The sequence below is a fragment of the Alcaligenes sp. 1735tsa3 genome (assembly GCF_024134565.1).
GTDB classification, from domain to species: Bacteria; Pseudomonadota; Gammaproteobacteria; order Burkholderiales; family Burkholderiaceae_B; genus Alcaligenes; species Alcaligenes phenolicus.
Map to the genome: position 1 here is coordinate 1,215,068 of NZ_CP099862.1, position 20,025 is coordinate 1,235,092.

The following is a 20,025-nucleotide window of genomic DNA, read 5'->3' on the forward strand; positions in this document are numbered from 1 at the left end:
CCGGCAAATATCGACTAGCTTGTGGCATTCAATACAAATTCGGCCCTGCTGATGGAGGGCCGAAGAAAGACTGCAAATTTAACCCGTACGCCTTACTGGGGCAATGCGGGTTCCGCCCTAGGCAGTACGCAGCACTGGTTGATGTAGCCCATGACCTCGTCCAGATCGTCGGTCAGGACCAGCAAATTCAGGTCTTTCGGACCAATCAGGCCCATCTCCATCAATTGGTCACCAATCCATTCGATCAGGCCGGACCAAAAGGAAGTGCCGATCAGTACAATGGGTGCGGGTGGGACTTTGCCTGTTTGAACCAGGGTCATGACTTCAAACAGCTCGTCCAGGGTACCGAAACCGCCAGGCAGGGCAATGTAGGCCCAGCTGTGCATGAAAAAGGTGGCCTTGCGCGAGTAGAAGTACTCGAACTGCAGACTTTGTGTCTGGTAAGGGTTGTTGGTGGTTTCGTGAGGCAAGCGTATATTCAGGCCAATACTTTGCCCGCCTGCTTCGTACGCGCCTTTATTGGCGGCTTCCATCAGGCCAGGGCCACCGCCAGCAATCAGGGTGACGCCCGCTTCGGCCAGACGACGGCCCAGTTCCTGGGCCAGTTCGTAGTAAGGATGACCGGGTTTGATGCGTGCGCTGCCGAAAACACTAACGCCAGCACCCATTTCTTTTAATGTATCGACCGCAGTTTGCAGCTCCTTCATGATGGTAGGAATCTGCTCAGAGGCCGGTAAACGGACGATTTTATTGTTAGACATGAAAAAAACCTTGTTGCTCGTTGATGGTTCCAGCTATCTGTACCGAGCGTACCATGCGATGCCCGATCTGCGAAACGCGCAAGGCCAGCCCACAGGCGCCTTGTACGGGGTCATCAATATGCTGCGCCGTCTGCTACAGGATTATCAAGCGGACTATATGGTATGCGTATTTGATGCCAAAGGCCGCACATTCCGGGACGATCTGTACGATCAATACAAGGCTAACCGGCCCTCCATGCCCGAAGATATGGCGGTGCAAATAGAGCCTATTCATAAAGCGGTACGCGCCATGGGCTGGCATCTGATTTGTCAGCCTGGCGTAGAGGCCGACGATATCATCGGCACGCTTTCCCGTCTGGCGGCAGAAAATGGCATCGAGACCGTGGTGTCTACCGGGGACAAGGACCTGGCCCAACTGGTCAATGAGCATGTGCAGCTGGTCAACACCATGAGTAACGAGAAGCTGGATGTAGAAGGCGTTACCAGCAAGTATGGGGTACGCCCAGATCAGATTATCGATTATTTGATGCTGATTGGCGACACCTCGGACAATATTCCCGGCGTTCCCAAGGTGGGGCCCAAGACGGCTGCCAAGTGGTTGGGCGAATATGGCAGTCTGGATGAACTGTTGCAGCATGCCGACAAAATCAAGGGGGTGGCCGGCCAGAATCTGCGCGACTTCAGCTCCAACTTTGAAATGACGCGCAAACTGGTCACCGTCAAACTTGATTGCGAAGTGCCTGGGTTTACCGGGGATTTCGAGGCGCTGGAGCCAGAGCCCCGCGATAACGCCGTGTTGCAGGATATCTACGAGACCTTCGGTTTCCGCACCTGGTTGCGTGAATTGACGGATGATCCCAAGCGCGTTCCTGCCCAGGATGCCCGTGTCGAGGCTGAAACACCTGCTGCGCCTGCCGAGCTGGATTACCAGACCGTCACGACGAAAGAACAACTACAGACCCTGCTAAGCCTGCTGGAAAAGGCCGAGCTGGTGGCCTTGGATACCGAAACCACCTCCCTGGACCCCTTGATGGCGCGTCTGGTGGGCTTGTCGGTGTCGGTCAAGGCGGGGCAGGCTTTTTATGTGCCGGTGGCTCATCGTGGCTCGCTGGATGTAGAACAGCTGGATAAAGACTATGTGCTGGAAACGCTGCGCCCCTGGTTGGAAAGCGCAGAGGCGGCCAAGGTCCTGCATAACGCCAAATACGATACCCATGTCCTGCTGAATGAAAAAGTCAGCCTGCGCGGTATTCGCGAGGACACCATGTTGCAGGCTTATGTTCTGCAATCGCACAAGCGTGTCGGCATGGAAGAGCTGGCCTTGCAATGGCTGGGTCTGAAAGGCGCCTCTTACGAGGATATTTGCGGCAAGGGTGCCAAGCAGATCGGCTTTGACGAGGTGGATATTCCCGTGGCCTCGCAATACGCTTGTGAAGACGCGGATTACACCTTGCGTCTGCATCAGTGCCTGCGCCCTCAAGTAGCCAAGGAAGAGGGGCTGGAGCGTATCTATTTGCTGGAAGTGCAGGCGTCGGACGTGCTGACCATTGTGGAGCGCAATGGCGTCAAGATTGATGTGCCTACTCTGGCGCGCCAAAGCCACGAGCTGGGCCAGAAAATGCTGGAACTAGAAAACAAGGCTTACGAGCTGGCCGACCAACCTTTCAATATGAACTCCCCCAAGCAAGTGGGCGAGATTCTGTTCGGCAAGCTGGGTATTCCGGTGGTTCGTAAAACCGCCAGCGGTGCTCCCTCTACCGATGAGGATGTGCTGACCCGTTTGGCTCAGGATTACCCCTTGCCCCAGGTACTGCTGGAATATCGTGGCCTGGCCAAGCTCAAGTCCACCTATACGGACAAACTGCCCAAAATGGTGAACCCGGACAGTGGCCGTGTGCATACTCGTTACGCACAGGCTGCCGTCATTACCGGACGTCTGGCTTCCTCCGATCCCAACTTGCAGAACATTCCAGTGCGTACCGCAGAAGGCCGCCGTGTTCGCGCCGCTTTCGTGTCTGAACTGGGCAAAGTGGTGTCGGCTGACTATTCCCAGATCGAATTGCGTGTCATGGCCCATGTATCGGGCGACGAGAATCTGCAGCAGGTGTTTGAGCAGGGTGGGGACGTGCACACGGCAACCGCTGCCGAGATCTTCGGTGTGGATGCCAAGGACGTCAGCTCGGACCAGCGTCGTGCGGCCAAGGCGATCAACTTTGGTCTGATCTACGGCATGGGTGAATTTGGTCTGGCCAGCAATCTGGGCATTACTCGTGATGCAGCCCGTGCCTATATTGATCGCTACTTCGCCCGCTATCCTGGCGTGGCCAGCTACATGACGCGCATCAAAGCGCAGGCGCATGAGCAGGGTTATGTGGAAACCGTGTTCGGTCGCCGTCTGTGGCTACCTGAACTGAAGGGCGCGAAAGGGCCACGCATGGCCGGTGCAGAGCGTGCCGCCATTAACGCGCCGATGCAGGGCACGTCGGCCGACCTGATCAAGATGGCCATGGTGGCTGTGCAGCGCTGGCTTGAAGAAAAAAAGCTGCGCACGCAGATGGTGATGCAGGTACATGACGAGCTGGTATTCGATGTGCCCGAAGACGAGCTGGATGTCCTGCGTGAAAACCTGCCGGGCCTGATGTGCAATGTAGCCAAGCTGGATGTGCCGCTGGTGGCTGAAGTCGGCGTGGGTGATAACTGGGAACAGGCTCACTAAGGCTTCCTGGCAAGCTAAAGGAAAAGGCGACCTGATGGTCGCCTTTTTTTTAAGTAGCAGAGCGGCTTGTTTTCACCGCCTGGCTGCAGTCTGTTTATTCCTCGTTGGAGCGTACTCGGTTGGGCAGCAACTCGTCGTGCTTGGCCAGAATCGGATAGGCGGCGGCGCTGACCAGATAGGAGTTGATGGTACGCACGTCGCGCAAAATCTCCAGGTACAAGGAGCCCTGCTCGGCGGAATCCAGCTGTCCGGCCTTGATCTTGCGAATATGACGGTCTCCCGCCGCCACTTCCAGTTCGCGGAAGAAGTCTTTTTCAAAGGCCAGGAAGCGGGCGGTTTTTACATCTTCGGCCACAAACAGGGCTGCTGCCTGACGCTGGTTGCGAATCAGCCTGTCCATGACTTTGCCGATTTCGGCCTGTTCTTCCGATTGCAGTATCCAGCCTTGTTTACGCAGCTTGGCCGTGTGGCTGAGCAAGCCATTGACGCTGATCGTGGCGGCGTGCGAGATATTGGTGGAGAACGTCAGAATATCGTTCAGACGACGGGTATCTTTCTTGCTGAGGTTTTCCTGGTCCATACTGGCCAGATAGGTGGTGATCAGCGGCTCCAGACGGTTGACGGCATTACTGATATAGCGCGCATGGTTAATGCTTTGGGCGCTATTGTTCAGCATGTTCTGACGGGCCGTATCCAGGATTTCCTGCAACATATCGGACAGACGCAACGCCTCACGCGCTGCATTGCCCAAGGCCACGGCAGGCACTTCCTGAGCGGACTGGTCCAGATACAAGGGCAGGCCGGGATCATCCGGGTCGGTGCGGCGGGGCAGATAACGGCTCAGCAGACGCGAATAGGGTTTGAGTAAAGGCAGGAACAAGGCTGCCACGGCCAGGTTGAAGAAGGTATGGAAGTTGGCCACAGCACGGGCTGGGTCATTGGTGAACCAGCTCATCAAATCCGGAATCCAGGGCAGCAAAATCATGCCGACCAGACAACCAAACACACGTGTGCCCAAGTTGCCGATGGGCAGACGTTTGTTGGCTGGGTCCTTGGAGCCGCCAGCCCCTTCCAGAATCGGGTTGATAGCGGTACCCACATTGGCACCCAGCACCAATGCGTAGGTCAGTTGCGGGTCCATATGCTGGTGACTGGCCAGCGAGATGATCAGCACCACAATGGCCACACTGGAGTGTGCGGCCCAGGTCAGCAAAGCGGCCAGCAGCATGCCCGTCATGGGACTGCCTGCCAGCGCTTCCAGAATGGTTTGCAGCAGGGGGGCGTCCTGAATGGGGGAGAACAAGCCCACCAGTTCATGCAGGGACAGCAGCAAGAGGCCCAGACCAATAAAGACGCGACCCAGGTCACGACGGCGTCCAGGCTCCTGCGAGCGGAACAGCCAGACGCCCAGAAGAATCAGGGCCGGGGCCAGCGCGGTCATTTTGAAGGACAGCAGTTGCACGATCAGCGTCGTACCCACATTGGCGCCCAGCATGGCGGCCAGGGCCGGAACCAGGGCGACCATGCCAGTGGCGGCAAAGCTGGTAATCATCAGCCCGGTGGCGGTACTGCTTTGGATGGCGGCCGTAATGGCCGCTCCGGCAACAAAAGCACGGCGGGGACGCCCCAGGGCATGACCCATCCAGATGCCCAGTTCGGCACCGAAGGCGCGTTGCACACCGCTTTGCACCATGTGGATACCCCACAGGAGCAAGGCGATATAACCCCCGAAATCGAGAAGTGCGAAGATTTCTTTCATTGCTAAATAATAGCCCAGCGCCTCTTACAAGCGTGAGCCTCAGGTATCAGTTAGACACATCTAGGTGTTGGAAGATTGCCGCGCTTGTCGGGCAGCCTGATCCAGCCCGTGTGCAAACTGCGTTTGTTCCTGATCGGAAAAGGCCGACAGAAACAGTTCCTGCACAGCGCTTTGGTAGATCTGCCACATCTGTTTGCGCAAGGCCCGGCCTTCATCCGTGATGCTGGCAAAGGCGGCCCGGCCATCTTCCGAGGAACGACTGCGCTGGACCAGCCCCTGGGCTTCCAGCCGGTCGATCAGTCGCGTCAGGTTATAGCGTTCTATGACCAGTCGATCGGCCAGTTCATGCATGCGACGGGTTCCCTCCGGCCCGCTTTCCAGTCCCCACAACACGTCGTACCAGGCATAGGGTGGCAACTTTTCGGCAGCCAGTCTGCGTTCGATTTCTTTCAGGATGCTGCGGTGCGCGCGCACAAAGGAAAACCACAGATCAGTGTCGGAGCGACTCATCGTTCTTTCCCCCAGGAATTTATTTTTTAGTTGCAAATGCAATTATACGCGGATAAGATGCGCTCATAAAGTAGTTGCAATTGCAATCGTATGGGTGAGGGTCTGTCCTGCCCTGCGTCTTGTTCAGGCCGTGAGGACGTCGCGTGGCGGATCCGGCCTATCCACCTGGAGATTGTTATGAATCACGCTTTGCAGATCGCGGATGTGGACCCGCAAGAGACGACCGAGTGGCTGGATGCCCTGGAATCGGTCACGGCGGCAGTAGGACGCCCCCGTGCCCACTATCTGATTGATCAATTGCTGGATTTCGATGCGCGTCATCACGGTGACCTGTACACACGCGTGACCACCTCGTATGTGAATACCATTCCGGTGCATCAGCAAACCCCGTATCCCGGTGACAAGGAACTGGAGCGCAAGCTCAATGCCTATGTGCGCTGGAACGCCATGGTCATGGTGCTGCGTGCCGGTCGGCACTCCAATGTGGGCGGACACATTGCTACTTATCAGTCCGCGGCCGTTCTGTACGACGTGGGCTTTGACCATTTTTTCCGGGGCCGCACAGAAAGCTTTGATGGTGACCTGGTCTATATACAGGGTCACTCTGCCCCCGGTATTTATGGCCGTGCTTATGTGGAAGGGCGTCTGGATGATGAACAGATGGACAACTTCCGTCGTGAGGCGGGGCGTCGTGGCTTGTCGTCTTACCCGCATCCACGCCTGATGCCCGAGTTCTGGCAATTTCCCACGGTGTCCATGGGCCTGGGGCCTTTGATGGCTGCCTATCAGGCACGCTATATGCGCTATCTGGATTTCCGTGGTTTGAAGCCTATGGATGGTCGCAAGGTCTGGGCGTTCCTGGGGGATGGGGAAATGGATCAGGCCGAGTCCCTGTCCGCCATTGCCGTGGGTGGGCGTGAGAAGCTGGATAACCTGATCTTCGTGGTCAACTGCAATTTGCAACGTCTGGACGGCCCTGTGCGTGGCAATAGCAAAGTCATTCAGGAACTGGAAGCGAACTTCCGTGCGGCAGGCTGGAATGTCATCAAGGTAATTTGGGGCGCGGGCTGGGATGAGCTGCTTGCCAAGGATAAAACCGGCTTGCTGCGCAAACGCATGATGGAATGCGTGGACGGGGATTATCAGACCTTCAAGTCCCAAAGTGGCGCTTATGTACGTGAGCATTTCTTTGGTAAGTATCCCGAGCTGCTGGAACTGGTAGCGGATTTGTCGGACGACGACATCTGGGCCCTGGCCCGTGGTGGTCACGATCCCGACAAGGTCTACGCCGCGTATGCCCAAGCCGCACGTAACAGCCATGGCGGGCCGACCGCAATTCTGGTGAAAACCGTGAAGGGTTTTGGTATGGGCGAGGCTGGTGAAGGCCAGAACATCAATCACCAGCTCAAGAAAATGAGCGCAGATGCCGTGCGTGCCTTCCGGGATCGTTTCCAGCTACCCGTTACGGATGAACAACTGGAAGAGCTGCCTTATCTGCGCCCCGAGCCAGGCAGCCCGGAAGCGGTGTACTTGCAGCAGCGTCGTGCTGCCTTGGGTGGCTTTGTGCCATCGCGAAGAACCTCTGTTCCGGCCTTGACGGTGCCCACGCTGGACAGCTTTGCGGCCCAGTTGAAGGGCACGGGCGAGCGTGGCCTGTCCACGACCATGGCCTTTGTACGTATTTTGAGCACCTTGTTGAAAGACCCGGTACTGGGCAAATTGATTGTGCCCATCGTGCCGGATGAGTCGCGCACCTTTGGTATGGAAGGTCTGTTCCGCCAGATTGGTATTCACTCGTACTTGGGGCAGTTGTACACGCCACAGGATGCTGGCCAGCTGAGCTATTACAAAGAAGCCAAGGACGGGCAGATCTTGCAGGAAGGCCTGAATGAGTCTGGGGCAATCTCCTCCTGGATTGCAGCAGGCACGGCCTACAGCAATCACGGTGTGCCCACGATTCCGCTCTTTATCTTCTACTCCATGTTCGGTTTTCAGCGAGTAGGGGACTTTATCTGGGCTGCGGCGGATGCACGGACACGAGGCTTCTTGTTTGGTGCAACGTCGGGTCGCACCACCTTGATGGGCGAAGGTTTGCAGCACGATGATGGTCATAGCCATGTGCTCTCCAGCGTGGTGCCTAGCTGCTGCTCTTATGACCCCACCTTCTCCTATGAGCTGGCCGTGATCATGCAGGATGGTATTCGTCGCATGTATCAGGATCAGGAGGACGTGTTCTATTACATTACCGTGCTCAATGAAAACTACCCGCATCCCGAGATGCCGGAAGGGGTGGAGCAGGGCATTATCAAAGGGCTGTATCTCTTGCAGGCGGGACCGCAGCAAAAAGCCAAGGCCCCGCGTGTGCAGTTGATGGGCAGTGGCTCTATCTTGATGGAGGTGCTGGCTGCCGCACAATTGCTGCAAGAGGACTTTGGTGTGGCCAGCGATGTGTGGAGTGCGCCCAGCCTGAACCAACTGCGTCGTGATGGCCTGGATACGGAGCGCTGGAACACCTTGCACCCGGAAAGCGAGCCGCGTATCCCTTATGTGCAGTCTTGCCTGGAAGGGCATGCAGGCCCGATTGTGGTTGCCACGGATTATATGAAGATTGTGGGCGAGCAGATCCGGCCCTTTTTGCCGGAGCGTCGTTTGCTGGTTTTGGGTACGGACGGCTTTGGGCGTTCCGACACACGGGCCTCGCTGCGCGAGTTCTTTGAAGTGGACCGGCACTTCATCGTGGTCTCGGCCTTGAAGGCCTTGGCCGACGAAGGTTCGGTGCCTCGCTCGTTGGTCAGCGATGCTTTGCAGCGCTATCAAATCAATCCAGAAAAGACCAATCCCATGAAGCCTTGAGTCTTGCCAGTCCGGTCGTCTTTTTGGGCAAATGGTGACCGGCGGCGGGACACCAGCCAGCAAAGGGTGTGATGGCTTGATGTCTCCCCCGGTCAGGTCAGCTCTTTGCTGGCTGGTCCCTTTTCATGGCGGCGAGTCCGCCATTTTTCTCCATCAAATCTTCATCATTCTGTGCCACAGTGCGGCATGGATTATTCAATTTCTCTGGCCCGCCTGGCGGGCCTTGCTATCTCTGGGGTCTTGGGCAGCCAGGCTTATGCTCAAACGCAGCTACATGAATTGGCGCGTGCAGATGGCAGCACCATTCATTATTACGTCCAGCCTGCCATCGCCCCTCAAGAAGGTGTGCAGGAGCTGCTTCTGATTGTGCAAGGCTCGGATTGCAATAGCGTGGCGCACAAGAAAGTTGTTTGGGAAACCCTGGCCAAGGCTCGTCCACAAGCCCAGGTGCTGGCGGTGGAAAAATATGCGCTGACGGCCGCGCTGCCTGATAGCGACGATCCCGAGCGTAGCGACTGCCCGACAGACTATATTCAGCGCGACCAGCCCCAACAGCGTGTGGCTGATCTGGATGCGGTTTTAAAACAGCTGCAAAGTCAGACCCGCTATGACAAGCTTTTTGCCTTGGGTGGCAGCGAGGGAGCGGTGTTTGTTCATTTGCTGGCGGCCCAGACTTCGCATCTGGATGCGGCCATCAGTTTTAATGGCGGCGGGCGCTGGTTCCAGGATGATGTGCTCTATAGCGCCTCAATCCAAGAGATGCCGGCTGCCGACAAGCAAACCATGCTTGATGGCTTGGGCGAATTTTTGAGGCAGGCCAGGGCCGGCCTGGATACTCGGATGAGCGGACATGGACGCGATTGGTGGCAGCAGATGCTGAATCTGGATCAGGCTGAGGTGCTGCGACGGATTGCTATCCCCACTCTGGTGATTCAGTCCGGGCGCGATACCTCGGTCTCGCCGCAAGCCGCTGCCCAGATGGTGGCACAGGTGGATAACCCGCATGTGGTGTGGCGCAGCTATCCCGATCTGGATCACGTCATGACGCAGGCCGATGGCAGCTCGGCCATGCCCCAGGTCGTGGGCGACATTGCCCAGTGGTTGAGCCAACTCAACACTGACACCCCTTAAGTCTTTTGTATGGTCGATGACGTGATGATTTGCCGTCATTGCCCTTTTTATATTGGAGTAGTGAATGAGCAAGATAGTCTTGCGCGCTGCAGTGCCTGATGACGCCCGCGAATGCCTGCGTATCCGGGGACTGACTCGTGAAAATGCTTTTTCTGAAGAGGATCTGGCCGCCTTGGGAGTTACCGCCGAAAGCTGGGCCGCAGGTATTGAGGATGGTAGTTGCCCCGGCTATGTGGCCCTGGTCGATGAGCAGATGGCTGGCTATTGCTTCGGTGATAGCGAGAGTGGCGAGATCATGGTGTTGGCGCTATTGCCCGACTATGAAAGCCTGGGTCTGGGCCGTCGTTTGCTGACACAGATGATGCAGGACTTGCAGGGGCGTGGTTTTACGCGCCTGTTCCTGGCTTGTAATAGTGATCCTCAGGTGCGCTCCTATGGTTTCTATCGTCATTTAGGCTGGACCGAAAGCGGCCAGCGTGATGAGTTCGGTGACGATATTTTGGAATATCACTTTGCTGATTAGGTTTGGAGTTAGGTGAGACCTTTTTATGGCTTACGAAAACATGATCGATTTAAGCCAGGATATCCCAGCCCTGAAGATGTTGTATGCGCCTTTGCAGCACCATTTTCGGGTGCTGGATGTGCCCACTTTGCCGTTTGCCATTCTGGATGGCAAAGGTGCTCCCGAGCCTGTTGCGGTGGGGGCGGCTATCAAGACCTTGCAGCTTGCTATTGAGCCTATCCGTCGAGAGGCACGCCAACGCATGGGGCGTGACTTTATGGAAGCGCCGGTCGAAGTTCTGTACTGGGCTGCGGATCCGAAAGATGTGGAAGCAGGGCGGCGGGAAAACTGGCAGTGGCGTGTACAAGTGACCTTGCCTGTATGGACCGATAAGGCGGGTCTGGAAGGTGCGGTAGCCCAGATGCGTGCTCAGTTGGGGAACGCTCCAGCTCCCAGGTGGGAAGCCGTGACGGAGGGCAAGTGCGTGCAGGTGATGCATGTGGGCTCCCCAGCCGATCTGTCAGCTTTGTTGTCGCAGCTCTATACGAAGTTCCTGCCGCAGGAAGGGCTGGAGCCTTTGGGCGTGTATCACGAGATCTATCTGAGTGATTGGAGCAAAGCGTCGTCGAGTCGGCACAAGATGATTGTTCGGCAGCCCATACGCTAACTTTGCGCCAAGGCATAAAAAATGCCCCAAAAGCCTGTGTGCTTTTGGGGCATTTTATTTGGCTGTGCCGTTCAGGCCGCCTGGGATCTTAGACTGATTGAGCGCTTTGCAAAGCCTGAATACGTGCAGCGATAGGAGGGTGGGAGGCGAAGATCGCACTGATCGAACGACCACCCGAAATACCGGAGGCTTCAAAGTTCTTGGGCAGTTCGCCAGGAGCCATGCCGCCCAGGCGGGCCAGCGCGTGAATCATGGGCTGACGCGAACCCAGCAACTGAGCGGAACCGGCATCAGCACGGTATTCACGCTGACGCGAGAACCAGGCCACGATGATGGAGGCCAGCACGCCAAAAATCAGCTCAAACACAAAGACCGAGGCGTAGTAACCCATGCCCACATCGCGATCATTGCGCAGTAGCACGCGGTCAACAAAGTAGCCGGCCAGACGGGCCAGAAAGATCACAAAGGTGTTCACCACGCCTTGGATCAGGGTCAGGGTGACCATGTCGCCATTGGCAATGTGGGCAACTTCGTGGCCCAGCACCGCCATGACTTCTTCTTCGGTCATGCCGCGCAGCAAGCCGGTGGACACGGCGACCAGAGCATCATTCTTGAAAGCGCCGGTGGCAAAGGCATTGGGCTCGCCTTCGTAAATGGCCACTTCGGGGCGGCCAATACCGGCACGGTCGGCCAGTTGGTGCACGGTATCGACCAGCCAGGCCTCTTCGGCATTGGCGGGGGCATTAGGGTCAATGACACGGGCGTTCACGCTTTGCTTGGCCATCCATTTGCTCATCAGCAAGGAGATAATGGCGCCGGTAAAACCGACCAAAGCCGAGAAAATCAGCAATTGAGTCAGGTCCAGACCTTGCGCGTTCAGGTAACGTCCCACACCCAAAATATTCATGGAGGCGCTGAGCACCAGCATGACGGCCAGGTTGGTGATTAAGAAAAGGACAATTCGTTTCATGAATGCGGATTCCGGTGTAACAGAAAAAATCGTGATCGTGAGAACACGATCTGCGCGAATTTTAGCCTTGATTCCAGGCGTGAAAATAAAATATTCAGCTTTTAGTCAGCTTCCGGGCAAGATAGTTTCTTGCGCCGAGGTTCTTGCTGTTGCGTAAGTGGTCTGGATATGGGGTTACCGGTCCACTTTTACAAGGTGGGGAGTATAGTAATGGCTTTCCCTTATTACTGAATCTGGTTTGATCACATGCAGTCATTATGGATGCTGGTAGCCTGCGCCATGTTTGCCATTATGGGGGCCTGTGTCAAAGTGTCCGCCGATGCCGGGGCGTCGATGGCGCAAATTGTTTTGTTCCGGGGTGTGCCCTCGGTTCTTCTTCTGGTGTTCTGGGCTAAAAGCCGTGGCTTGAGGCTGGCTCCTCAAAGCTGGAAACTGCATGTCCGGCGTAATGTCTCCGGGGTCAGTTCCATGTGGCTGGGCTTTCTGGCTCTGGCTAATCTGCCCTTGTCCACCGCGGTCAGCCTGAACTACACCGCTCCCTTGTTTATTGCTTTCTGGATGCTTGCCTGGGGTGGCACCCAGCGTGACCCTGTGCGTCTGATTGCCGTGTTGCTGGGCTTTATGGGCGTGATCGGTGTCCTGCGCCCCAGCATTACGCCAGACCAATGGTGGGCCGCCATGCTGGGCCTGTGTGCTGGCGCCTTGAGCGCGGTGGCCATGATGCAGGTACGTGCCCTGGGGCGCTCTGGGGAGCCAGAATGGCGCACCGTGCTGCTGTTCTCCTGTTTTGTCGTCTGTTCCAGCCTGGTTGGACTTTTGTGGGAAGGCTGGCGCGAGTTGAGCTGGCGCGCGTGGCTGGCCTTGCTGGGCGTGGGCCTGTCCGGCTTGTTCGGGCAATTGACCATGACGCGTGCTTTTGGCTTGGGCTCGGCCTTGTTGACCGCAGCCTTGCAATACACCACCATTATTTTCGCCGCCCTGATTGGCATTGCTTTCTGGGGTGATGTGCCTGACTGGTTAGCCTGGGCAGGTATGGCATTGATTATTGGGTCTGGTCTGTTGTCGGCCTGGCGTACCTACAGCGAGGATCGTATCTTGCGAGGTCAGGCCGCGACAGCGGAGCAGGCTCCCGTCAAGGAGGCAGAACGTGTTTGAATTTCTGATTAGCGCAGAGCAAGTCCAGGCCAATCTGAATAATTCGGAGTGGCTGATTCTGGATGTACGCCATGATTTGGCCGACCATCAGGCAGGACGACGCGCTTACGAACAGGGGCATATTCCGGGTGCCGTGTTTCTGGATCACGAGCTGGATCTGGCGGCACCCAAGACGGGTCTGAATGGCCGTCATCCTTTGCCCAGCCGTCAGGAGCTGGCGCAGCTTTTGCAGAAAAACGGCTTGCGTGATGGTATGCAGGTCGTGGTCTACGACGCCCAAGGTTCTTTATTCGCCAGCCATATGTGGTGGATGCTGCGCTGGTTGGGGCATCCTCAAGTCGCCATTCTGGATGGGGGCTGGCAGGCCTGGCAGCAGTTGGGCGGAGCCGAAGAAAGCGGCCCGGCCAAGCCTGTACCAGCAGCTGCTAAATTGAGTGTGCCTGAGCAGGCTGCCATGCCTACTGTGCAGACCGAGCAGGTACTGAAAAACCTGTCCAAACCTATCTTTACCGTATTGGACGCACGTGCTGCCGAGCGATATCGCGGTGACGTGGAACCGATGGACCCGGTCGCAGGTCATATCCCCGATGCGCTTAACCGGTCGCATCTGAATAATCTGGGTGAACAGGGGCGTTTCAAACCGGCCGATCAGCTGCGTCAGGAGTTTCAGGACTTGCTGGGAGCGATTTCGGCAGAGATGGTTGTGCACCAGTGTGGTTCCGGTATTACAGCTTGTCACAATCTTTTTGCCATGGAGTTGGCCGGTTTGTCTGGCTCCAGCATTTATCCCGGCTCCTGGAGTGAATGGGTGAGTGACGCCAGCCGACCTGTTGCGCGCAGCTAGTTCAACGCCCTGAGTTTCTGGTGCTGAGAAAGCCGCTCCGGAGCGGCTTTTTTGCTGTGGAGCGGTCCCAAAGTAGAAAGTACTCCTTGGGAAGGGCAGCAAGCCGCCGCCTCCCGTACAATGCCACTTCCAATTGGGTCTCAGCCAGTCCTGACGGCCCTCATTGATCAGGAATAGTTATGGTTAAATCTCGCGATGATAATCAAAGCGCCCAGGCGCCAGCCCAGCAGGATTTCGAGTCCGCTCTGGCACAACTGGAAGCGCTGGTCGCTCGCATGGAAAGCGGGGCATTGCCGCTGGAGCAGGCTTTGCAGGCTTACGAGCAGGGCGTGGAGTTAGCCCAATTGTGTCAGCGCAAGCTGGACCTTGCACAAGAACAAGTCAGCGTATTGCAAGGCAATCTGCTGCGCCCCTTGTCCGGGGATGAAGCTGTTGGAGATAGTTAAGATGAGTTCTACCAGTTTTTCTGATTGGCTGCAGGCGCGGGTTGAGCAGACCGAGACCGTACTGGAACAATTGCTGCCCCCTGTCAGCCAGGAACCTGCTCGTTTGCACGAAGCCATGCGCTACTCCGTGCTGGGTGGCGGCAAGCGCGTGCGCGCTGCCTTGGTGTATGCCGCCGGTGAGGCTGCCTTGCAAGGCAAGCCCATGGCCGCTGCCCAATTGAAAGCATTGGAGTTGGCAGCGGCGGCGGTGGAATTGATCCACGCCTACTCGCTGGTTCACGACGACTTGCCGTGCATGGATGACGACAAATTGCGGCGTGGTCGCCCAACCACCCATGTTCAGTTTGATGAAGCGTGCGCCATGCTGGCTGGCGATGCTTTGCAGCCCTTGGCCTTTGAGTTGTTGGCACAAATGCCGATTGCCCCTGCGCTGATTGTGCAAGCCATTACCCAGTTGGCGCAGGCCGCCGGCAGTGCCGGTATGGCCGGTGGTCAGGCTATTGATTGCGCCAGCGTGGGCATTGCCCTGGACCGTGATCAGTTGCAAGAGATGCACAGCATGAAAACTGGCGCCATGTTGCAGGCCAGCGTTTTGCTGGGTGGTATTGTGGCGGGTGCTTCCTCTACCGTGCGTAATGGTTTGGAAGAGTACGCTCAGGCTGTGGGTCTGGCCTTCCAGGTCGTGGACGATATTCTGGATGTGACGGCTGACACCGCCACGCTGGGCAAGACGGCGGGCAAAGATGCCGCCGATAACAAGCCCACCTATGTCTCCATCCTGGGTATGGACGGATCGCGCGAGTTGCTCGGTGCTCTGAATGAGCAGGCCCAGTTGGCCTTGCGTCCTTTGGGACCTGCTGCGGCACGTCTGACGCAACTGGCTGATTACATCGTGGGTCGCAATCATTAAGCGACGCGGGCCTGTGCTACTTTGGCACAGGCCGCGAAGCGTTTTACAATAGCCGATTGGCGATTGTTTTTAGACAGTCGTTTCACTTATTTGCCCGGATAGACGTCTTTAGTATGACAACCGTTTCCCTAGAGCAGATCCAGTCTCCCGCCGACTTGCGCCAGCTTGATCAACGTGATCTTCCCGAGCTGGCACGACAACTGCGCGAGTTTGTTCTGCAATCCGTATCCAAAACCGGTGGGCATTTGTCGTCCAATCTGGGCACGGTTGAATTGACCACTGCCTTGCACTATGTGTTCGAGACTCCCCACGACCGTATCGTGTGGGATGTGGGTCACCAGTCCTATCCGCACAAGATTCTGACTGGCCGCCGCGATCAGATGGGTAGCTTGCGTCAGCAAGATGGCATCTCCGGTTTTCCCAAGCGTTCCGAGTCCGAGTATGACGACTTTGGTACGGCGCATTCCTCAACCTCGATTTCCGCAGTGCTGGGAATGGCCGTGGCCTCGCGCAATGCCGGGATCGAGCGTCAGCACATTGCCGTGATCGGTGATGGCGCGATGACGGCCGGTATGGCGTTTGAAGCCCTGAACAATGCCGGTGTGACGCCCGATGTGAATGTGCTGGTGGTACTGAACGACAACGATATGTCGATCTCGCCGCCGGTGGGTGCCCTGAATCATTATCTGGCTCGCCTGATGTCGGGCCGGTTCTACGCCGCTGCCAAGAATGTAGGCCGTACTGTCTTGCAGCATGTCCCGCCTGTGCTGGAACTGGCGCGCAAGTTTGAAGGCCACGCCAAGGGGATTCTGTCTCCGGCCACGCTGTTTGAAGAGCTGGGTTTTAACTACGTAGGCCCGATTGATGGTCACGATCTGGATGCGCTGGTCTCTACCTTGAGCAATCTGCGTGATCTGGGTGGTTTGCAGTTCCTGCATGTGGTGACCCGTAAAGGGCAGGGCTACAAGCTGGCTGAAGCCGACCCGGTGCTCTATCACGGTCCCGGCAAATTCGATCCTTCTGTGGGTTTGGTGACGCCTACGACCAAGCCACGCCCTACGTTTACACAGATCTTCGGTCAGTGGCTGTGCGATATGGCCAGGCAGGACCAACGTCTGTACGGTATTACTCCCGCCATGCGTGAAGGCAGTGGCATGGTGGAGTTCGAGCAACAATTCCCCCGTCGTTATTTTGATGTGGGTATTGCCGAGCAGCACGCCGTGACCTTTGCCGGTGGTTTGGCCTGTGAGGGGCAAAAGCCGGTTGTGGCGATTTACTCTACCTTTTTGCAGCGCGGCTACGATCAACTGATTCATGATGTAGCCCTGCAGAATCTGGATGTCACTTTTGCGCTGGATCGCGCCGGTATTGTGGGCGCAGACGGGGCAACGCATGCCGGTAATTACGACATCGCCTTTCTGCGCTGCATTCCGAACATGGTGGTGGCCACGCCGTCGGACGAAAACGAAACCCGCTTGCTGCTGACCTGTTGTTATCAGCACCCAGGGCCCAGCTCGGTGCGCTATCCGCGCGGAGCGGGTATCGGTGCTGAAGTGGATCAGGAGCTCCATACCGTGCCGCTGGGCAAGGCCAATCTGCGCCGTCAGGGCAAGAGCCTGGCCATTCTGGCTTTTGGTCCCGTGTTGCACGAGGCGCTGAAAGCAGCCGAGGTTCTGGACGCTACCGTGGTAGACATGCGTTTTGTAAAACCGATGGACGAAGCCTTGCTGCAAGAGCTGGCACAAGGCCATCAGGCTTTTGTGACTGTGGAAGAGGGCTGTTTGATGGGGGGCGCAGGCAGCGCGGTGCTGGAGTTTGTCAGTCGTGAAGCGCTGGTAATGCCGGTATTGCAACTGGGCTACCCCGACGAGTTCATCGATCACGGCGATCAGAAGAAAATTGCTCAGGATCTGGGCCTGGATGCCGCAGGCATTGAGCGCTCCATTCGTGAACGTTTCTCAAGTTTGCTTGAGGCGTGAGGCAATTTCTGCACAGTTTAGGGTTTAAATACCCCAATATGCGCGTTCTTATTAAGGTTATCGAACCTCGCGTGCGATAAGCGTAAGATAATAATTCATTATTGTTTTTATTTACGGTTGCGGCTCTGTCGTAGCTGAACCTGATGGATATGAATACAGTGTCGGAATCGCCTTTGGCCATGCCAGATGTGCAAAGCAGCACGGATACACGCCGTGTTGCGATTCAGCGCGTGGGTGTGCGCGGGGTGCGGCATCCGATGATGCTGGACCTGCAAGGGCAGGCCGTGCCCACCGTGGCGCAATGGGAGTTGACGGTGGCCTTGCCGCCCGAAGAAAAAGGCACCCATATGTCGCGCTTTGTGGCTTTGCTGGAAGAGTACCGCCGTCAAGCCATGACGCCCGCCGGTTTTGTGCAGATGGCCCAGGCCATGCTGCCTTTGCTCAATGCCGGGCGTGGCGACATGACAGCCACCTTCCCCGTTTTCCTGGAAAAAGTGGCACCCGTATCCGGTGTGGCCAGCCTGATGGATTACACCGTCAGCTGGACAGCACGTGTCGGTGTGGATGCCCAGCCCGAATTTGAGTTGTCCGTGCTGGTTCCGGTTACCAGCCTGTGCCCGTGCTCCAAGGCAATTTCAGAGTACGGTGCGCATAATCAGCGCTCGCACGTTACCGTGCAGGCCGTGTTTGCGGATCCGGCTGCGCTGGACTTGCCTACGCTGATCAAATCGGTTGAAGAGCAGGCGTCCTGCCAGCTGTGGGGCTTGCTCAAGCGTACTGACGAAAAGTACGTTACCGAATACGCGTACGACAATCCCAAATTCGTCGAAGATCTGGTGCGTGATGTAGCCGTCAGCGTGCGCAGCTTGCCCGGAGTGTTGCGTTATAGCATCGAAGCCGAGAATTTTGAGTCGATTCATAATCACTCTGCCTACGCAAGCGTGCAGGGCTAAGGCTTTTGGCTTGTCAGCCAGCCTTTCTTGGTGCTAGTATCTATGGTTTCTTGCTCGACCCGGATTGAATGGGCGGGCTGTCGCGCTTGGTGCCTGACTGGTTTTACAGCGGGTAGTAGGCGATATCCACAAGGAGTTGTTCCATGCGTCACTACGAAGTAGTGTTCATTGTGCATCCCGATCAAAGCGAGCAAGTGCCCGCCATGATCGAGCGCTATTCGGCGATTGTTACTTCCGAAGGCGGTGCTATTCATCGTCTGGAAGACTGGGGCCGCCGTCAACTGGCTTACCCAATCCAGAAACTGGTCAAGGCTCACTACGTGTGCCTGAACATCGAATGCGGTCAGTCCACCCTGGACGAGCTGGAGCATTCCTTCCGCTACAACGACGCTATCTTGCGTTACCTCGTCGCTGGCACGAAGAAAGCCCCTGAAGGCGCTTCGGTCATGATGAAGTCCGTCGAACGCGAAGAAGCACGTAAAGCAAGTACTGAAGCCAGCGCTCCTGCAGCTGCTGAAGCCGAAGCTCAAGCTGAAGAGTAATAGCTCCGACTACGTGAACCAGTTCTCTCTTGCCGGTCAGCTTGTCGACATCAAGCCCTTGCGTTATACGCCGGCTGGTGTCCCAGCTCTGGAATTGGTCCTGGAACACGAATCTTCCGTAATGGAAGCCGGTCACTCCCGGCAAATCGCTTTGACGATGCAGGTAGTGGCTTTGGGAAATAATGCACTGGGTCTGGCAGACACTCCTTTGGGAGCCCGTTTGCAGCTACAAGGTTTTATTGCCCCAGCCCGTAAAGGTTCGACGCGTCTGGTGCTGCATGTACAGCAATATCAGCGTCACTTTCCGGGACAAGGCTCTGTTACGGTTTGACTGGTCTGGCTCGATCGTCGCGAAGTGTTCAACACCTCGCTTCACACTGAATTCTTCCGGGTATAGCCCGGTTACTAACGAGGCACAAAATGGCTTTCCGTAGAGGCAAAGACAAAAAACGCAAATTTGCACAACAGAACCCACTGTTCAAGCGCCGCAAATTCTGCCGCTTCACCGTCGCTGGCGTTGAAGAAATTGATTACAAAGATCTGGACACCCTGCGTGATTTCATCCAGGAAAATGGCAAGATCATCCCTGCACGTTTGACGGGCACCAAAGCTCACTACCAGCGTCAGCTGGACACCGCTGTCAAGCGCGCTCGTTTCCTGGCTCTGTTGCCGTACACCGACAACCACAAATAATCCAGAGGAACCTTAGTCATGCAAGTTATTTTGCTCGAAAAAGTCGCCAACCTGGGTAATCTGGGTGACGTTGTGCGCGTACGTGATGGTTACGCCCGTAATTTCCTGCTGCCACGCAAAGTTGCTCGCCGTGCTACGGCTGCCGCTCTGCAAGAGTTCGAAGCACGCCGTGCCGAACTGGAAAAGCTGCAAGCTGAAAAGCTGGCCGCTGCTCAGGCTCAGAACGAAAAGCTGAACGGCCAAGCTTTCACCCTGGTTCAAAAAGCCGGCGTGGACGGTCGTTTGTTTGGTTCCGTGACCACCATGGACATCGCCAATGCATTGCAAAATGCCGGCTTTGCCGACCTGGTCAAGACTCAGGTTCGTCTGCCAGACGGTCATCTGAAAGCCATTGGCGAGTACCCCGTTCAGGTTGTTCTGCACCCTGACGTGATCGCTGAAATCAACGTTGTGGTTCAAGGCGACGTAGCCTAAGCCTAGCGCGTTGACGCATGGTACATTCTTTCATGGAGTGTATCTGCCAAGCTCAAAAAAGCCGGTGCAAGCCGGCTTTTTTGTTTTCTCTTCATTCCGTTTGAAGAGAGCCAGCACGCCTGCGGCGTGACTGTATTGCCGCATTCGGTCCTGTCGGCCC

Annotated in this window: 20 protein-coding genes; 16 read left to right on the forward strand and 4 right to left on the reverse strand. The window is 56.6% G+C overall.

Annotated features, from left to right (window positions below):
• Window positions 1-92: 92 nt before the first annotated feature.
• A complete protein-coding gene (locus NIZ92_RS05530; protein WP_009457591.1) occupies window positions 93-761 on the reverse strand; it encodes a TIGR00730 family Rossman fold protein in 669 nt (222 codons plus the stop codon).
• Between NIZ92_RS05530 and polA the strand changes: the two genes are divergently transcribed.
• Complete coding sequence (gene polA, locus NIZ92_RS05535; RefSeq protein WP_251196122.1) at window positions 760-3,477, forward strand: DNA polymerase I; 2,718 nt, start codon at window positions 760-762, stop codon at window positions 3,475-3,477. The genes NIZ92_RS05530 and polA overlap by 2 nt on opposite strands.
• 94 nt (window positions 3,478-3,571) lie before the next feature.
• Here the strand turns inward: polA and NIZ92_RS05540 are convergent, their stop codons facing one another.
• Entirely contained in the window at window positions 3,572-5,236 is a 1,665-nt protein-coding gene (locus tag NIZ92_RS05540) for a Na/Pi cotransporter family protein (RefSeq protein WP_035270762.1), read from the reverse strand.
• Window positions 5,237-5,296: 60 nt separating this feature from the next.
• On the reverse strand, window positions 5,297-5,746 hold the full coding sequence (locus tag NIZ92_RS05545; RefSeq protein WP_035270761.1) for a MarR family winged helix-turn-helix transcriptional regulator: 450 nt from the start codon (window positions 5,744-5,746) through the stop codon (window positions 5,297-5,299).
• Between the two features lie 177 nt (window positions 5,747-5,923).
• On the opposite strand from NIZ92_RS05545, the gene aceE reads away from it, so the two are divergent.
• The 4 genes from aceE (at window position 5,924) to NIZ92_RS05565 (ending at window position 10,899) form a co-directional block, all read left to right on the forward strand.
• Complete coding sequence (gene aceE / locus NIZ92_RS05550) at window positions 5,924-8,599, forward strand: pyruvate dehydrogenase (acetyl-transferring), homodimeric type (protein WP_254002832.1); 2,676 nt, start codon at window positions 5,924-5,926, stop codon at window positions 8,597-8,599.
• Between the two features lie 186 nt (window positions 8,600-8,785).
• Window positions 8,786-9,730 (forward strand): prolyl oligopeptidase family serine peptidase, encoded by a 945-nt coding sequence (locus tag NIZ92_RS05555; protein WP_254002833.1) that lies wholly within the window; start codon window positions 8,786-8,788, stop codon window positions 9,728-9,730.
• A gap of 64 nt (window positions 9,731-9,794) precedes the next feature.
• A complete protein-coding gene (locus NIZ92_RS05560; protein ID WP_009457575.1) occupies window positions 9,795-10,253 on the forward strand; it encodes a GNAT family N-acetyltransferase in 459 nt (152 codons plus the stop codon).
• Window positions 10,254-10,278: 25 nt separating this feature from the next.
• Window positions 10,279-10,899 carry a GyrI-like domain-containing protein gene (locus NIZ92_RS05565; RefSeq protein WP_035270757.1) on the forward strand — a complete coding sequence of 207 codons (621 nt, stop codon included), beginning with the start codon at window positions 10,279-10,281 and terminating at the stop codon, window positions 10,897-10,899.
• Window positions 10,900-10,987: 88 nt separating this feature from the next.
• On the opposite strand, the gene htpX is transcribed toward NIZ92_RS05565, so the two are convergent.
• Entirely contained in the window at window positions 10,988-11,869 is an 882-nt protein-coding gene (gene htpX / locus NIZ92_RS05570) for a protease HtpX (RefSeq protein WP_009457574.1), read from the reverse strand.
• Here htpX and NIZ92_RS05575 point away from each other — a divergent pair.
• From NIZ92_RS05575 to rplI, 11 genes are all read left to right on the forward strand, one after another.
• Window positions 11,868-12,026: a hypothetical protein gene (locus tag NIZ92_RS05575; RefSeq protein WP_155624324.1), complete on the forward strand. Its 159-nt coding sequence runs from the start codon at window positions 11,868-11,870 to the stop codon at window positions 12,024-12,026. The two genes, htpX and NIZ92_RS05575, sit on opposite strands and share 2 nt — an antisense overlap.
• A gap of 89 nt (window positions 12,027-12,115) precedes the next feature.
• The gene (locus tag NIZ92_RS05580; protein ID WP_080655545.1) at window positions 12,116-13,024 is read left to right on the forward strand and encodes a DMT family transporter; all 909 of its coding nucleotides are present in this window, start codon (window positions 12,116-12,118) and stop codon (window positions 13,022-13,024) included.
• Window positions 13,025-13,028: 4 nt separating this feature from the next.
• A complete protein-coding gene (locus NIZ92_RS05585; RefSeq protein ID WP_226348642.1) occupies window positions 13,029-13,868 on the forward strand; it encodes a sulfurtransferase in 840 nt (279 codons plus the stop codon).
• 179 nt (window positions 13,869-14,047) lie between these two features.
• Window positions 14,048-14,314, forward strand: a complete 267-nt coding sequence (locus NIZ92_RS05590; RefSeq protein ID WP_003802451.1) for an exodeoxyribonuclease VII small subunit — start codon at window positions 14,048-14,050, stop codon at window positions 14,312-14,314.
• 1 nt (window position 14,315) lies between these two features.
• Window positions 14,316-15,224, forward strand: a complete 909-nt coding sequence (locus NIZ92_RS05595) for a polyprenyl synthetase family protein (RefSeq protein ID WP_022983568.1) — start codon at window positions 14,316-14,318, stop codon at window positions 15,222-15,224.
• Between the two features lie 113 nt (window positions 15,225-15,337).
• A complete protein-coding gene (gene dxs / locus NIZ92_RS05600) occupies window positions 15,338-17,203 on the forward strand; it encodes a 1-deoxy-D-xylulose-5-phosphate synthase (RefSeq protein WP_088450773.1) in 1,866 nt (621 codons plus the stop codon).
• Between the two features lie 149 nt (window positions 17,204-17,352).
• Window positions 17,353-18,156, forward strand: coding sequence for a GTP cyclohydrolase FolE2 (folE2, locus tag NIZ92_RS05605; protein WP_026484336.1), 804 nt, complete (start codon window positions 17,353-17,355; stop codon window positions 18,154-18,156).
• Window positions 18,157-18,299: 143 nt separating this feature from the next.
• Window positions 18,300-18,698: a 30S ribosomal protein S6 gene (rpsF, locus tag NIZ92_RS05610; protein ID WP_026484337.1), complete on the forward strand. Its 399-nt coding sequence runs from the start codon at window positions 18,300-18,302 to the stop codon at window positions 18,696-18,698.
• Between the two features lie 13 nt (window positions 18,699-18,711).
• On the forward strand, window positions 18,712-19,029 hold the full coding sequence (priB, locus tag NIZ92_RS05615; RefSeq protein WP_009457572.1) for a primosomal replication protein N: 318 nt from the start codon (window positions 18,712-18,714) through the stop codon (window positions 19,027-19,029).
• A gap of 89 nt (window positions 19,030-19,118) precedes the next feature.
• Window positions 19,119-19,391, forward strand: coding sequence for a 30S ribosomal protein S18 (gene rpsR / locus NIZ92_RS05620; RefSeq protein WP_003802444.1), 273 nt, complete (start codon window positions 19,119-19,121; stop codon window positions 19,389-19,391).
• Window positions 19,392-19,409: 18 nt separating this feature from the next.
• The gene (gene rplI, locus NIZ92_RS05625) at window positions 19,410-19,865 is read left to right on the forward strand and encodes a 50S ribosomal protein L9 (protein WP_009457571.1); all 456 of its coding nucleotides are present in this window, start codon (window positions 19,410-19,412) and stop codon (window positions 19,863-19,865) included.
• Window positions 19,866-20,025: the final 160 nt, after the last annotated feature.